Here is a 14,678-nt window from a genome sequence, read left to right on the forward strand (position 1 = left end):
TTCTTTCTGTGCCGTCATCTGTGCGAAGAAGGCGAGCATTTTGGCATCTTTGGCGTCGGTTTTGGTCAGCGACTGCGATTGGGCAAACTGATGCGTCTGACGCGGGTTGGCGATAATCACGGCTATGCCTGCTCGTTGGTTTTAGACAAAGACGAAACGGCGATGACGAAGTTTCGTTTGGCAATGTCGATACCTGCGTAATGGTATTGGGTACTCATCATAAACCTGCCTTGCATTCGGTTGTGTTGTCCGGCAACTGTCCGGTTGTGTCGATGGGTTGCCCTGCCGCTCCCTGAGCTACGCAACGGTTGTGTGCCTTGGGTGGGCGCGGGTGGCGGTCGGGCGGTTTGTTGCTATGATACGGTGATTCCAATATACAAGTGATTCCAATATACAAGGTATTCGATAGTATGGGCGATACCTTTGGGGTTGTTGGTTTCGGTTTTGGTTTTAGACAAAGACGAAACGGCGATGACGAAGTTTCGTTTGGCAATGTCGATATAGTGAATTAAATTTAAATCAGGACAAGGCGGCGAGCCGCAGACAGTACAAATAGTACGGCAAGGCGGCCAACGCTGTACCGGTTTGAATTTAATTCACTATACCTGCGTAATGGTATCGGGTACTCATCATCAACCTGCCTTGCATTCGGTTGTGTTGTCTGGCAACTGTCCGGTTGTGTCGATGGGTTGCCCTGCCGCTCCCTGAGCTACGCAACGGTTGTCTGCCTTGGGTGGGCGCGGGTGGCGGTCGGGCGGTTTGTTGCTATGATACGGTGATTCCAATATACAAGGGGTGTACATTATTAAACAGATTTTATAATGCCGTCTGAAGATGTTTTCAGACGGCATTTTGTTTCCAATTCGTTATAGGTTTGTATTTTTCCTATGCAATATAGTAATTTAAGGTATGTTTGCACCTTTAGACATAAGGGCAATCGCAGCCCCCGTCTTTAATGTACAAATCACTATCCAGCTTCAACCATATCCAATAGTTTTCCGAACCGCGCACCTCCGCCCGATAATGCCCGGCGGAAGTTTTACGGACAGCACCAACTTTGCCCTGCTCAAAATACAGCAGGCCGCGTTCGATGATGTGGGGCGGAAATAGGTGGGGCATGGTTGGCTTCCAGGAAGTTTTTGAAATATGGGAAGTTTACTGATTCAGATGATCTTTAGTTTGGTTGGAAAGGGAAGTAGTTTGGAAAGACCACGTGCATGCGTACTGCACACCCCCTACAGTCCGCTTTACAGCCCACCTTACGTCTGCCCTGTGAGAACGCCTTGCGGGCACCCTACGCCTGTTTTGTGAACGCTCTGCGTATTTATCCAGGGCATTCATCCTGCGTCTGTCTTACGGACTTCATACGATACTGCTTTACAATGTTGTTTTGCGGATGGGGATCAGCGGAAGAAGTCGCCCATGCCTGCAGGCAGTCCTTGGGTGAAAGCACCCATGGTTTTGCCGGTGGTTTCTTCAGCTTTGTCGGAGGCGGCATTGAACGCGGCAAGGACAAGGTCTTCGAGCATTTCTTTGTCGTCTGCGGCTTCCTGAATCAGCTCGGGGCTGATGTCGATTTTGCGGACGACATGGGAACAGGNCATCACGACTTTAACCAAGCCGTTGCCTGCTTCACCTTCTACTTCGGTTTCGGCAAGTTTCGCTTGCGCTTTTTTCATGTTTTCCTGCATTTGCTGAGCCTGTTTCATCAGACCACCCAATCCGGCTTTTCCGAACATACTGAATACTCCTGTTTGTGTTTGAATGAATGAGGGAAACGGCAATGCCGTCTGAAAGTGTTCAGGCGGCATTATATCTGTTTACGGTCGGTTTGCAGCCAATTCCAGAGATTCAGGTTCCCATACGGCTTCAAAAACCTGCAAAAGCCGACGTGCAGTTTCGTCTGCTTCGAGCAAATCCTGTGCCTGCCGCCTACCTTCAAGTTGGATGCGCCGGCGGCGCATGTCCGGGGTTTCCCAGCCTGCGTCGTCGCGCCAGGGCTCGGTTTGCAACTTCAACGGCAGGCCGTAGGCTTCGGCAAGCGTGGTTCTGATTTTGTCGAGCCGCTCTTTGTTGGTCGTGGCGCGGGCTTCGTCGGTCAGCGAAAGCATCATCAGATGGCTGCCCGCATCGTATTGCGTCCATGCGGCGTGTTGCGCCAGCATTTGCGCTGCGCCGAGTTTGCGGGCGAAATGCCGGACGATTGCTGCCCAGTTTTCGGTGGAAAACTCAGGAGGCGGGGCGAATTGCGTACCGTCTTCGTCGTTGCTGCCTTCGTCGTCGTTGTTTTCTTCTTCCGCCTCTTCTTCTTCCGCATTGGCAGGGACGGCGTATTCCCAATCCGGCGGCGGGGGCATTTCTGCACCGTCTTCTACGGGGTAGCCATCATCCGGAAAGCCGTAATCGTAGAAAGGTTCTGCAGGGGCTTCGTGCACAAATGCTTTCGTTTCAACGGTTTCATCATTCGGTGTTGTCTGAATGAGGTTTTCAGACGGCACTTCGGATAAGGAAGCTCCGGTTTCGTTGTCGGTCGCCTTGTTTTTGGAAACTTGATTGTCAGGCGATGTTTCGGCTTTGTTTGCGGAAGGGCGGTTTGCCTCTGTTGTTTCAGAGCTTGTTTGAATGCTTTCCGCTAACTCTTGCACGGGCACGTCCGATACGGTTTCTACATCGTTCGGCGCATTTTCCCAAGGCGGAACATCGTTGTTTTCCTGAGCGGAAGCCGGTTCGGCAACCTTGTTTTCAGACGGCATTGCCGGCGCGGATGCCGTCTGAACGGATGTTTGGGCGGTTTCTGCCTTAGAGGGAAGTGGCTTTTTTGCGGCCGCCTCCTTTTCGGCGGTTTGTGCCGATGAGGATTTTAATTCTGTATTTTCAATCACGGCATTTGCATCACATGAAGCTGCCGCCAACGGTGTAAACGCCAGCATACGCAGCAGGGTCATGACGAAGCCCGCGTATTCGTCGGGTGCAAGGCTCAAATCCTGTTTGCCGCGGATGGCGCATTGATAATAAAGCTGGATTTGTTCGCCGCTGAGTGCCTGGCTCAGCGGCAACAGTACACCGCAATCAGGGTCATCGTGTGCCAAAGCGGAGGGCACCGCCTGTATCAAGGCGAGGTGTTGCAGCAGCATGGCCAGTTCGCCCAAGGCATTGTCAAAGCCGACGGCACACGCAGCCATTTCCTGCGCTTTTGCCAGCAGGGCTTCGCCGTCTTGGTTGATGATGCCTGTCAGCAGTTCGTAAAGGTATTGTTTATCGACCGCACCGATCATTTGGCGGACGTCTTGTTCGGCAACGCTGCCCGAACCCATGGCGATGGCTTGGTCGAGCAGGCTCAGGGCGTCGCGCATCGAGCCTGCGGCGGCACGTCCCAAAAGTTGCAGGGCGGCGGGTTCGTAGGCAATTTTTTCGCTGTCGAGGACGTGGGCAAGGTGGTCGGCAACCTGCTGCGAAGTCATGTTGCGCAAGACGAATTGCAGGCAGCGGCTCAAGACGGTAACGGGAACTTTATGCGGATCGGTCGTGGCAAGGATGAATTTGACGTGTTCGGGCGGCTCTTCCAGCGTTTTGAGCATGGCGTTGAACGCGCTTTTGGAAAGCATATGCACTTCGTCGATGATATAGACTTTGTATTTGCCGGCAGTCGGTGCATATTGGGCGTTTTCCAATACTTCTCGGATGTTGTCGATGCCTGTGTTGGAGGCGGCGTCAATTTCCAGCAGATCGACGTAGCGTCCGGCATCGATCTGCGTACAGCTTTCGCATACGCCACAAGGTTCGCCGTGTTGCGCGTTTTCGCAGTTGAGGCTTTTGGCAAGGATGCGGGCAATGGTGGTTTTGCCCACGCCGCGCGTACCGGTCAGCAGGTAGGCGTGGTGCAGCCTGCCTTCGTCCAGCGCGTTGCGCAAGGCTTTGACGACGTGTTCCTGACCGACTAAGTCGGCAAAGGTTTTCGGACGCCATTTTCGTGCAAGAACTTGATAAGCCATATTTTTCTCTTTGATTAAGCGTTTTGTCCGTTCGGGACGTATCCGGGCGCGTATTCTAGCATTTTTCGAACCGGCTCACGAAGGGGTTCACTGTCCGCGTAAAAACAAGGCATCCAATTCTTTTAAAGTCAGTTTGACCCATGTCGGACGGCCGTGGTTGCATTGGTTGCTACGCGGTGTGTTTTCCATATCGCGCAGGAGCGCATTCATTTCCGGCAGGGTAAGCTGGCGGCCGGCGCGGACGGAGCCGTGGCAGGACATGGTGGCGAGGATGCGGTTTTCGTGTTCTTCGATGGTTTGGCTGCTGCCGACTTGGGCGAGTTCGCCCAATACATCTTTGGCCAGTGAAACAACGTCGGCTTTGCCGAGCATAGCGGGAACTGCACGGACGGCGAGGGTATTGCCGCCCATGTCGGACAATTCCAAGCCGAAGCCTGCCAGTGCATCGGCATGGTCGGAGAGGGCGGCGCATTCTTCGTGGGATGCGGCAAAGGTTACGGGAATAAGCAGGCGTTGGCTTTGCAGCTTGCCGTTTTCCTGACGTTGGCGTTTCATTTTCTCGTAGTTAACGCGTTCGGCGGCGGCGTGCATGTCGATGAGCAGCAGGCTGTCTTCGGCTTGGGCAAGGATGTAGATACCTAATAGTTGGGCGATGGCGAAGCCGAGCGGCGGCAATTCGGATTGTGATGGAAGGCCGTCTGAAAGCAGCGTTTCTGTTTTTTGGGTAGGCATTTCAGACGGCATATTGCCGAAACGTGCCTGTTCGAATTGGCTCAACTCAAGGTCGATGTCGTCGGTTTTTTTGTAGAGCTCGGCGTAAGTATTCATGGCTGCGCGGCTTTCGCGCAGGGACAGGCTGTGTTGTTGCGGCGCACGCGCGGCTTGGTAAGGCATGGGTGCGGTTTTGCCTGATGAACCAAAGGCATTGCGTGTATCGGGTTTGTTGCCTGTCGGGTAGTTGGATGCGCTATCAAACAGATTTTCGCTGTCGTTTTCAGACGGCATTGGGGCAGGCGTAACGCCGGTAATGTCATGCAGCACTTCGCCTGCGTTGCTGACGCTTTCGGTCAAGTCGGCACGCGTATCGGCAAGGGCTTTGTTGAGCGTGTGGAACACGAGTTGGTGCACCTGTTGGCTGTCGCGGAAGCGGATTTCGGTTTTGGTCGGGTGGACGTTGACATCCACGGCTTCGGGCGGCAGGTCGAGGAAGAGGACGAAGGCGGGGGTAAGGGCGTTGTGCAATACGTCACGGTATGCCTGCTTGACGGCATGGAGCATGACTTTGTCGCGGACAAAACGATGGTTGACGAAGCAGTATTGTTTGTCGGTTTTGCCTTTGGCGAAAGTCGGCTTGGCAATCGCGCCATAGAGCTGCAGCGCGCCATTGCCGCTGTCAATTTCCAATGATGCCGTCTGAAAATCATCGCCGACAATGGCGGCTATGCGTTCGTGCAGGCTTTGGGCGGGGAGTTTGAACACTTGTTTGCCGTCGCGTTTGAGCGAGAAGGCAATGTGCGGATGCGCCAGCGCGAGGCGTTCGAGCATAGTGGCGCAGTGGGCGTATTCGGTGTTTTCGGATTTGAGGAACTTGCGCCGCGCGGGAGTGTTGAAGAAGAGTTCGGCGGCTTCGATGGTGGTGCCGACGGGGTGGGCGGCGGCGGTGGGGCTACTGAGTTTGCCGTCTTCGGCTTTGACTTGGGTCGCGTGCGAACAGTCTTCTTGGCGGCTGGTCAGGGTCAGGCGGCTGACGGAGGCGATGCTTGCCAAACCTTCGCCGCGAAAGCCCATGCTGGCAACGTGTTCCAAATCGTTTAAGGTTTTGATTTTGCTGGTAGCGTGTCGGTGGAGCGCAAGCTCGATGTCGTCTGGATGGATACCGCTGCCATTGTCGCTAACGCGAATCAGGCGGATGCCGCCGCCCGCCAGCTCGACTTCAATCGCTGTTGCGCCTGCATCGATACTGTTTTCAACGATTTCTTTTAAGGCGTTGGCAGGGCGTTCGACCACTTCGCCGGCGGCGATTTGGTTGACAAGATGGTCGGGCAGGGCGGCAATTCGGGACATGGCATGGGCTTCCGTTTCAAAAAACGCTTCATTCTATAATAAAACCCCTTACTTTTCTGCCTGTATTCTTGATAAAAGCCGTTTATCCCGTTTGGAAAATACCAGTATAATCACACCATATTCCGTAAAATTGGAGCACAAAGATGTATCACTACCAATCCGATGCCACACAATTCCTCAACCGCCTGATTGAAGAAAAACCTGAGTTGGAACAGCAGCGTTTGGAAAACCGGGGGCTTTTGTGGGATGTCGAACTCAATCCCGAAGAGCAAAAAAACTTTGAATCGGCGAAAGTAGCGAAAAAACCTTACACCTATTACCAAGACTGAACCCGCCGAAATGACGACCCATCTGTCCAATGTCGCCCCCGACCTGCAAAACTATCTGAACAGCATCGGCGAACCCGAACATCCCGTTTTGACGCGGCTGCGTGAGAAGACCGAGCACCACCGTATGGGCAAAATGGCGATTGCGCGCGAACAGGCGGCGGTTTTGGTTTGGCTGGCAAAGCTGATTCGCGCGGAAAAATATCTGGAAATCGGCGTATTTACCGGATACAGCAGCACCGCGCTTGCATTGGCGTTGCCCGAATACGGGCGGATTACCGCCTGCGACATCAATGTAACCTTTACCGATACGGCGCGTCAGGTTTGGAACGAGGCCGGTGTGGCACATAAAATCAGCCTGCACCTGCAACCCGCATTGCTGACATTGGATGATTTGATTGCACAGGGTGAAGCCGGAAGCTACGATTTGGCACTGATAGACGCAGACAAACCGCCCACGCCGCAATATTTCGAGCGTTGCCTCAAACTCGTCCGTCAAGGCGGCATCATCGCCATCGACAATATTTTGCTGAACGGAAGGGTGATGCGCGAAGTGGCTTCCGATGCGCCGCCCAGTGTCGGCATCCTCAAAGATTTCAATCAAAACCTGCCGAACGACCCGCGCATCGTCCCCATCACCCTGCCCGTCGGCGACGGTTTGACCCTGCTTCTGAAAAAATAATGAAGACCAAATTACCGCTTTTTATCATTTGGCTGTCTGTGTCTGCCTCCTGTGCTTCCGTTTCACCCGTTCCGGCAGGCAGCCGAACCGAAATGCTGACACGGGAAAATGCTTCAGACGGCATTCCCTATCCTGTTCCCACTCTACAAGACCATTTGGATTATCTGGAAAACAGGATTATCCGCCTGTCGAACGAAGTGGAAACCTTAAACGGCAAAGTCAAAGCACTGGAGCATGCGAAAACACACCCTTCCGGCAGGACATACGTCCAAAAACTCGACGACCGCAAATTGAAAGAGCATTACCTCAATACCGAAGGCGGCAGCGCATCCGCACATACCGTCGAAACCGCACAAAACCTCTACAATCAGGCACTCAAACACTATCAAAACGGCAGGTTTTCTGCCGCAGCCGCCTTGTTGAAGGGGGCGGACGGCGGAGACGGCGGCAGCATCGCGCAACGCAGTATGTACCTGTTGCTGCAAAGCAGGGCGCGTATGGGGAACTGCGAATCCGTCATCGAAATCGGAGGGCGTTACGCCAACCGTTTCAAAGACAGCCCAACCGCGCCCGAAGCCATGTTCAAAATCGGCGAATGCCAATACAGGTTGCAGCAGAAAGACATTGCAAGGGCAACTTGGCGCGGACTGATACAGGCTTACCCGGGCAGTCCGGCGGCAAAACGCGCCGCTGCAGCCATACGCAAACGATAGTTTTCCATGCTGCAGCTGATGAACATCTGAAAACCAAAGGAATTCACTAAGATGAGAAATATGACAGAAATAAGGTGGAGGAATAATCAAGTTATCAGCATTGAGACTAAACGAAAGGATGAATCAAGAGAAACTAGGGTGTATGTGCTCGCTCAGATGATAGGGAAGGCTGAACTCCTGTTTTTCAATCTATTTAACACTGATAACAATTGGGATGATGTAGACTTAACCCAAGTTCCTATTCTTTTCTGCGCCACTGTTGCTCGTCAATTCATTAAAAGCAGCAATATCTTCAGGCAGAATATTAAGGGGATTGAGAACTATATCTCTCCAAAGCGTAAGATAGACCCCTTAGGTATGGGAAGTAGATGGATTACGCTCTGGGAAGGAACACCAAACGAAAAGAAAATTCTTATCATAGGAGATGGTGGGGGCAGACTCTTTGAAGTAGATACTTCCTCGGGGAAATACAATGAACGAGATATCATTGCGTCAATAAATAGAGACGATTTAGAAACGATTAATAGCTATGAATTGAGGAATGTACGAATCTATGCTGAGCTTAATGAACGGCTATATTTGTGTTACAAAATGGGGAGAAATGTAGACCCTCTAAAGGATTTGGTGTTTAATCTACCTATCCCCTTAGAATACAAAGAGTATATTGAGATCATATCAACCTAGAATCAACGACTTAAAGGGCTAAAATAATACACTCAAAGCATTTCTCAATGAGAAAGTATACAGGAGGTGTCCTGCAAAGCATGCTGAGTTTTACAATAGTATTGTTCGCACATCGTTCCAATTATAGCTTTTGCAGGAAGAGGCTCTTGTCTTTAGTTTTTGGGGCATTCTTACTCGATCTATTGTGCTGCCACACGACTTTGAGTGCAAACCAAAGACTCACGGCAGGGACATATACGGCAGAGTTTGACTATGATGTCGTGGGTACTTTGGCCGCCGCTCGTTATGATGAAGTAGATATACTCTATAAGCTCCCAGATCGAATAGGCAATATCTATCCTGACCGCTTCGGTAAGGAAGCCACTTATGAGCGTGGCGGACGACGCAAGGAGGATAAGGAATGGACTTACCACTTTGATGGGGAGGGATTCCTGACGCAGCGCGTCTTTTCCGCTTTTTACCCCATCCGCACCAAGGAGGATTTATGATACAAATCGGCATCATCATGGGCAGCAACAGCGATTGGCCCGTTATGCGGCAGGCAGCGCAGTTTCTTGAAGAGTTCGGCGTAGAATATGAGGCGCGCGTCGTTTCCGCACACCGCACTCCGGATTTGATGTTTGAATACGCCGAAACCGCACGGGCGCGCGGCATCAAAGCCATCATCGCGGGTGCGGGCGGCGCGGCGCATTTACCCGGCATGGTTGCCGCCAAGACCACCGTCCCCGTTTTGGGCGTACCCGTCCCCAGCAAATACCTGCGTGGCGAAGATTCGCTTTTATCGATTGTACAAATGCCCAAAGGCGTACCCGTCGCCACATTCGCCATCGGCGAGGCAGGTGCGGCCAATGCGGCATTGTTTGCCGTTTCCATGCTGGCCAATGAAAATCCCGAACTGGCGCAAAAACTGGCAGACTTCCGAGCCAAACAGGAACAGGCTGTTTTGAATATGGAATTGGAACAGATTTAAAACCTGCCGTCCGCGAATACACAAATGCCGTCTGAAGCCCTGTTTCGGGTTTCAGACGGCATTTTTCCATCTTATTCCGCTGTTTCGGTCAGCGATGAGAACACGTCGAAATAAGTCGGGAAGGTTTTATGGGTGCATTTCGGGTCGTTGATGACGACGGGTACGCCCAACAGCGAAACCAGCGAGAAACACATCGCTATACGGTGGTCGTCGTAAGTGTCGATGACGGCGTCGGGCGTCAGCGTTTCAGGCGGGGTGATGCGGATTGCTTCGGCTTCTTCGACAACTTTTGCACCGAGTTTGCGCAATTCGTTTGCCATTGCGGCGATGCGGTCGGTCTCTTTGACGCGCCACGAACCGATGTTGCGAAGCGTGCAGGTTTGCCCTGTAGCAAGCGCGACGATGGCGAGGGTCATGGCGGCATCGGGGATATGGTTCGCATCCAAATCAAAGGATTGGACGGCACGTTCCTTCGGGCGTGAAACTTCGACGAAGTTTTCGCCCCAAACCACGTCCGCCCCGATTTTTTCCAGCTCGCGGGCAAAGGCGACATCGCCCTGTATGCTGTTTGCGCCGATACCGATAACACAGACGGGCGTGGCGGCAATCAAACCGACTGCGAGGAAGTAGGACGCGCTGGAGGCATCGCCTTCGACGTGTAAGTGTTCGGGCGCGTGGTAGTGCGCATCGGCGGGAATTTTGAAGACGCAGTAGTTTTCATTGGCAACCTGTACTCCGAATTGCGCCATCAGTTTCAAGGTAATGTCGATATAGGGCTTGGAAATCAACTCGCCGACCATACGGATTTCAAATGCCTGTCCGGTCAGCGGCAGCGCCATCAAGAGGGCGGTCAGAAACTGGCTGGACACATTGCCTTTAATCGGAATCACGCGCTCGCCGCGGTCTTGGCGTTCGCCGATATGAAGCGGTGGATAGTGTTCGTTGCCGAGATATTCGACATCGGCGCCGGCAATTCGCAGCGCATCGACCAAATCGCCGATAGGACGTTCGTGCATACGAGGCACGCCGTGCAGATGATAATCGCCGCCCAAAACGGCCAGCGCGGCGGTTAACGGGCGGAACGCCGTGCCCGCATTGCCCAAAAACAAATCGGCAGGACGGTTGGGGAAGCGTCCGCCCGTGCCGTGTACTTTCAGACGGCCTTCGGCAAGATATTCGATTCCAACGCCGAGTTTATCGAGAGCTTCGAGCATACGGTCGGTATCGTCGGATTTGAGCAGGGAATGGATTTCGCAAGCATTGTCGGACAAGGCGGCGAGCAGCAGGGTGCGGTTGCTGATGCTTTTGGAGCCGGGCAGGGCGACGGTGGAAGGTTTGAGACGGGAGGCGGGGAGGCGGACGGATTCGGTCATGGCCAAACGTAAATATAAAGATAAAAACAGCCTGCATTATACTGGTGCAAATGCCGTCTGAAAAATCTCAGGTTTGGCATTTTCGGTTTTAAAGTCCGTGAATATGGTTTTTTGTGCCGAAAATTTATTATTTGTGAATTTTTTGTTTCTAAAATTTTTTTGCCGGCATATTTTCGGCTTTTGTTGCGGACAGATGGCGTTTGCGGACGGTACGGTACGATTGCCAATTTCATAGAATTTGGTAGAATAGCCGCTGTTCAACGATAGACAAGCCGCCGATTTTCCGGGCGGCTTGTGTTTTTATTTTAATATCCGAACACACAAAGTAAGACGGTACGCGGGATGCTTCCTGCCGCAAACCGGTGTGCCGGAACATGGAGAATACGATTTTATGCAAAAAATCCCCCTGACCGTACGCGGTGCGGAATTGCTGAAACAGGAATTGCAGCAGCTTAAAAGCGTGGCGCGCCCCGAAGTGATCGAAGCGATTGCCGAAGCCAGATCGCACGGCGATTTGTCCGAAAACGCCGAATACGAAGCCGCCAAAGAACGCCAAGGTTTTATCGAGGGCCGGATTTCCGAGTTGGAACACAAACTTTCCGTTGCCCATATCATCAATCCGACCGAAATCCACGCCGAAGGCAAAATCGTGTTCGGTACGACGGTTACGCTGGAAGATTTGGAAACGGAAGAACACGTTACCTACCAAATTGTCGGCGAAGACGAAGCCGATATCAAACAGGGCAAAATCTATGTCGGCTCACCGATTGCCCGCGCCTTAATCGGCAAGGAAGAAGGCGATACGGCGGAAGTCCAAGCTCCGGGCGGCGTGCGCGAATACGACATTATCGAAGTCCGGTATATTTGATTCGGCGGTAAAATGCCGTCTGAAGGCCGACCTTCGGTTTCAGACGGCATTTTCCATGCGGCTCCCCCTTTTCACGCTTAGGTTAAACATGCTATATTTCCGAATCTTTTAAACTGTTTTCCACGAGGTGGCGAAATGAGCGAAACTGCTAAAATCAAAGTCAACGACTTGCCTGAAGATGCAGAAAAACCAAACGAAGAAGTCGAATTGCCCGTTGCCGGCGACGATAAAAAAGGCGGACACAGCGAGGGCGGCTGCTGCGGTGCGTGCGGCGGTTGATTCGAATCCGTCGAATCGGGGCATCTGAAAAGTTTTGCAAAATTTTCAGGTGTCCTTTTTTATTTCCAAAGTAAATGAATGAAATAATGCGGCTAGAAGATTTATTTGACCATGGGCTTGTGGTAGATTCGGTACCGTATTTGATATGATTTTAACAAATCAGGAGGGGCAATGTTTTGGTATGTAGTCGGCTTTTTTGCCTTTATCGTTTCGCTGCTGTCGCTGTGGGTCAATGCCAGCGCATTCGGCATGCAGGAAGACGATACCCCCCAATCGGATTATGAAAGACGTTTGGGCTTGGGTGCGAAGCTGAAAAACAAAAATACGCCGGATACGGAAGAAAAGCAGCAATAAAGATATGAAATGCCGTCTGAAAGATTTTCAGACGGCATTTGCTTTGAAGCATGGGAGACATCAAACATTCATCTCATGCTCAAATGCGTTCAGGATTCGGCGGACTTCATCCGCATCCTTAACCGTTCGGACGCGGTCAAACAGCGTTTGCGCCGGGTCGAACGTTTTTTTCATCATGCCCAGCCATTGCTTAAGACGGGCGATCGGGTATTTGTTGTTTGCCTCTTTTGCCAGGCATAAATCGAAAAAGAGCCGTATCCATTTGGAAATTTCGGCAAAATCGGTATCCGTAACGGGCAGGCCGCTTTCATACTGCTTGATTTGGCGCGCTAAATCGGGGCGGATGACCGCGCCTCGCCCCAGCATGACGCTGTTGCAGCCGCTGATTGTTTTGATGCCGATATAGTCCTGAAGGCTGAAAACATCGCCGTTGGCGGTAACCGGGATATCGACGCTGTCTCGGATTTTCCTTATCCATTCCCAATGCGCCGGCGGTTCGTAACCCTCGGCTTTGGTACGCGCGTGTACGGTCAGTCCGCATGCGCCCCCTTCGGCAATCGCACAGGCGCATTCCAAAGCAGGGCTTTTGTCTTCATAGCCGAGCCGCATTTTCCCCGTCAGCGGAATATGTGCGGGCAAACGTTCGCGCATCGTTTTGACGATATGAAATATCAGTTGCGGCTCTTTTAAAAGTATTGCGCCGCCTTTGTGCCTGTTGACGGTGGGTGCGGGGCAGCCGAAGTTCAAATCGATTTTGTCCGCACCGAAGCGGACGGCTTCGAGCGCATTCTCCGCCATATTGTCCGCATCGCTGCCCAAAAGCTGGACGGTGCACGGGGTGCCGGAAAACGTTTTGTTTCCGTTGGCAATTTCGGGGATATATTTTAACCATGTGGCGCGGGAATGCACGGTATGGGTAATGCGTACAAATTCGCTGACGCATTCGTCGTAGCCGCCTATCCGTGTCAGCAGGTCGCGCATCGCATCATCTATCAACCCTTGCATAGGGGCTAGTACCAATCTGGTATTTTCTTTTAAATTAGTCATTTGTCTGTTTTATAATAATTTTTATAAAATTCTCTTGTGTATTTTATCTGTTTTTATCTGTTTATTTTGTGCTTTATCTGTTCTTTTGTTGTACCATAATTGCACCATTAAATATTTATTCCGCATGGTGCAATTATGGCTACTATAACAAAACGTACAAACCCGTCAGGTGATGTTGTTTACAGGGCGCAGGTGCGTGTGAAAAGAGAGGGCTATCCTCCATATTCGGAAAGCCGTACTTTTTCTAAAAAATCACTTGCGACTGAGTGGGCAAAGCGGCGTGAATTTGAGATTGAGTCAAATCCTGACCTGCTTTTTAACGATGGCAAGCGTGAATTATGCCCTACGCTCAGGGAGGCTGCAAAGCGGTATGTGGACGAAGTTCGGACGAGTTACAGCGAAACAAAGCTTGGGGTTATCAATTTTATTTTAAATTTTGATATAGCCGATAAGCGGTTGGACAGGTTGACGCGTGCTGATTACTCTGCTTTTGCCTTTGCCCGGCAGAAGGGTTGCCCTGAACTTGGTATTAAGCCGGTGGTTGCTTCTACGATTAACGGCGACTTGCAGTATATGCGCTCGATTATTAAACACGCGCATTTTGTTTGGGGGCTTGATGTATCATGGGCTGAGCTTGATGTGGCGATGGAGGGTTTGCGTAGGGCGCGTGTCATCGGCAAGGCGCGCCGGCGTGATCGTCTGCCTAATAATGATGAGCTTTTGAAGTTAACGGTTTATTTCTTGAGGGTTTGGAGGCGTGTGGTTGTCAATCCGAAACGTCTGCCGATGCACTTGATCATGTGGTTTGCGATTTATTCCTGCCGCCGTCTTGATGAGATTGCGCGATTGCGCTGGTCTGATTTTGATGAGGCAAACCGTCTTTGGCTTGTGAGGGATTTGAAAAATCCAAGAGGCAGTAAGGGCAATGACAAGGCTTTTATGGTATCGGATGAGGCAATGGCTGTGATTAATTTGATGCGCTCTCCTGAGGTTGTGCGGCAAATGAATGTGCACGATGGCGACTTGTTTCTTGGTGGTTATAAGGGCAGAAGCGTCGGTGCTTTGTGGCAGCGTGCGTGTCGTGAACTGAAGATTGAGGATCTGCGGTTTCATGATTTGCGCCATGAGGGTGCGACAAGGTTGGCTGAAAAGGGTTTGTCGATTCCGGTGATGCAGCAGTTCACGCTTCATGGTGATTGGGAGAGTATGCGGCGATACACTAATCTTCGGGCAAGGCCGCCGGTGCTGGAGATGATGGATGCTCTGCAAGAGGCGGATGGGATTGTTCGGGCTGAACAGCCTGACCGTTCTTTCTTCGCCTGAGAG

The 14,678-nt window shown here is 51.8% G+C and carries 17 protein-coding genes and 1 pseudogene; 10 read left to right on the forward strand and 8 right to left on the reverse strand.

What is annotated here, in order from left to right; all coding sequences use genetic code 11:
* The 6 genes and pseudogenes from ACRPFF_RS07115 to mutL form a co-directional block, all read right to left on the reverse strand.
* Positions 1 to 236: pseudogene (locus ACRPFF_RS07115) on the reverse strand (IS110 family transposase); the annotation flags it as partial.
* Between the two features lie 396 nt (positions 237 to 632).
* Entirely contained in the window at positions 633 to 851 is a 219-nt protein-coding gene (locus tag ACRPFF_RS07120) for a hypothetical protein (RefSeq protein WP_411713062.1), read from the reverse strand.
* A gap of 70 nt (positions 852 to 921) precedes the next feature.
* Positions 922 to 1,119, reverse strand: a complete 198-nt coding sequence (locus ACRPFF_RS07125) for an SWIM zinc finger family protein (protein WP_411713063.1) — start codon at positions 1,117 to 1,119, stop codon at positions 922 to 924.
* 284 nt (positions 1,120 to 1,403) lie between these two features.
* On the reverse strand, positions 1,404 to 1,739 hold the full coding sequence (locus ACRPFF_RS07130; protein ID WP_432674263.1) for a YbaB/EbfC family nucleoid-associated protein: 336 nt from the start codon (positions 1,737 to 1,739) through the stop codon (positions 1,404 to 1,406).
* Between the two features lie 81 nt (positions 1,740 to 1,820).
* Positions 1,821 to 3,992 (reverse strand): DNA polymerase III subunit gamma/tau, encoded by a 2,172-nt coding sequence (gene dnaX, locus ACRPFF_RS07135; protein WP_411713064.1) that lies wholly within the window; start codon positions 3,990 to 3,992, stop codon positions 1,821 to 1,823.
* A gap of 87 nt (positions 3,993 to 4,079) precedes the next feature.
* Positions 4,080 to 6,056, reverse strand: a complete 1,977-nt coding sequence (gene mutL / locus ACRPFF_RS07140) for a DNA mismatch repair endonuclease MutL (RefSeq protein WP_432674222.1) — start codon at positions 6,054 to 6,056, stop codon at positions 4,080 to 4,082.
* A 143-nt stretch (positions 6,057 to 6,199) separates the two neighbouring features.
* Between mutL and ACRPFF_RS07145 the strand changes: the two genes are divergently transcribed.
* The 6 genes from ACRPFF_RS07145 (at position 6,200) to purE (ending at position 9,431) form a co-directional block, all read left to right on the forward strand.
* Positions 6,200 to 6,385 (forward strand): DUF3460 family protein, encoded by a 186-nt coding sequence (locus tag ACRPFF_RS07145; RefSeq protein ID WP_086430128.1) that lies wholly within the window; start codon positions 6,200 to 6,202, stop codon positions 6,383 to 6,385.
* A 10-nt stretch (positions 6,386 to 6,395) separates the two neighbouring features.
* Positions 6,396 to 7,064, forward strand: a complete 669-nt coding sequence (locus ACRPFF_RS07150) for a class I SAM-dependent methyltransferase (protein ID WP_432674223.1) — start codon at positions 6,396 to 6,398, stop codon at positions 7,062 to 7,064.
* A complete protein-coding gene (locus ACRPFF_RS07155) occupies positions 7,064 to 7,777 on the forward strand; it encodes a tetratricopeptide repeat protein (RefSeq protein WP_432674224.1) in 714 nt (237 codons plus the stop codon). Before ACRPFF_RS07150 ends, ACRPFF_RS07155 begins: the two co-directional genes overlap by 1 nt.
* A gap of 51 nt (positions 7,778 to 7,828) precedes the next feature.
* Positions 7,829 to 8,461, forward strand: a complete 633-nt coding sequence (locus tag ACRPFF_RS07160) for a hypothetical protein (protein WP_170314440.1) — start codon at positions 7,829 to 7,831, stop codon at positions 8,459 to 8,461.
* A 146-nt stretch (positions 8,462 to 8,607) separates the two neighbouring features.
* Entirely contained in the window at positions 8,608 to 8,949 is a 342-nt protein-coding gene (locus ACRPFF_RS07165; protein ID WP_127206988.1) for a hypothetical protein, read from the forward strand.
* Entirely contained in the window at positions 8,946 to 9,431 is a 486-nt protein-coding gene (gene purE, locus ACRPFF_RS07170; protein ID WP_432674225.1) for a 5-(carboxyamino)imidazole ribonucleotide mutase, read from the forward strand. Before ACRPFF_RS07165 ends, purE begins: the two co-directional genes overlap by 4 nt.
* 71 nt (positions 9,432 to 9,502) lie before the next feature.
* Here purE and aroA read toward each other — a convergent pair whose 3' ends face one another.
* Complete coding sequence (aroA, locus tag ACRPFF_RS07175) at positions 9,503 to 10,804, reverse strand: 3-phosphoshikimate 1-carboxyvinyltransferase (RefSeq protein WP_432674226.1); 1,302 nt, start codon at positions 10,802 to 10,804, stop codon at positions 9,503 to 9,505.
* A 391-nt stretch (positions 10,805 to 11,195) separates the two neighbouring features.
* On the opposite strand from aroA, the gene greA reads away from it, so the two are divergent.
* The 3 genes from greA to ACRPFF_RS07190 all read left to right on the forward strand — a co-directional run bounded on the left by greA (position 11,196) and on the right by ACRPFF_RS07190 (position 12,305).
* On the forward strand, positions 11,196 to 11,672 hold the full coding sequence (greA, locus tag ACRPFF_RS07180) for a transcription elongation factor GreA (RefSeq protein WP_002216944.1): 477 nt from the start codon (positions 11,196 to 11,198) through the stop codon (positions 11,670 to 11,672).
* 135 nt (positions 11,673 to 11,807) lie between these two features.
* On the forward strand, positions 11,808 to 11,951 hold the full coding sequence (locus ACRPFF_RS07185; RefSeq protein ID WP_107859152.1) for a hypothetical protein: 144 nt from the start codon (positions 11,808 to 11,810) through the stop codon (positions 11,949 to 11,951).
* 171 nt (positions 11,952 to 12,122) lie between these two features.
* A complete protein-coding gene (locus ACRPFF_RS07190; RefSeq protein WP_003674521.1) occupies positions 12,123 to 12,305 on the forward strand; it encodes a hypothetical protein in 183 nt (60 codons plus the stop codon).
* Between the two features lie 60 nt (positions 12,306 to 12,365).
* On the opposite strand, the gene ACRPFF_RS07195 is transcribed toward ACRPFF_RS07190, so the two are convergent.
* Positions 12,366 to 13,352, reverse strand: coding sequence for a tRNA dihydrouridine synthase (locus ACRPFF_RS07195; RefSeq protein ID WP_432674227.1), 987 nt, complete (start codon positions 13,350 to 13,352; stop codon positions 12,366 to 12,368).
* A gap of 135 nt (positions 13,353 to 13,487) precedes the next feature.
* On the opposite strand from ACRPFF_RS07195, the gene ACRPFF_RS07200 reads away from it, so the two are divergent.
* A complete protein-coding gene (locus ACRPFF_RS07200) occupies positions 13,488 to 14,675 on the forward strand; it encodes a site-specific integrase (RefSeq protein WP_432674228.1) in 1,188 nt (395 codons plus the stop codon).
* Positions 14,676 to 14,678: the final 3 nt, after the last annotated feature.

It is taken from the genome of Neisseria sp. SLRRB23 (assembly GCF_050896295.1).
In the GTDB taxonomy this organism is placed as follows: domain Bacteria; phylum Pseudomonadota; class Gammaproteobacteria; order Burkholderiales; family Neisseriaceae; genus Neisseria.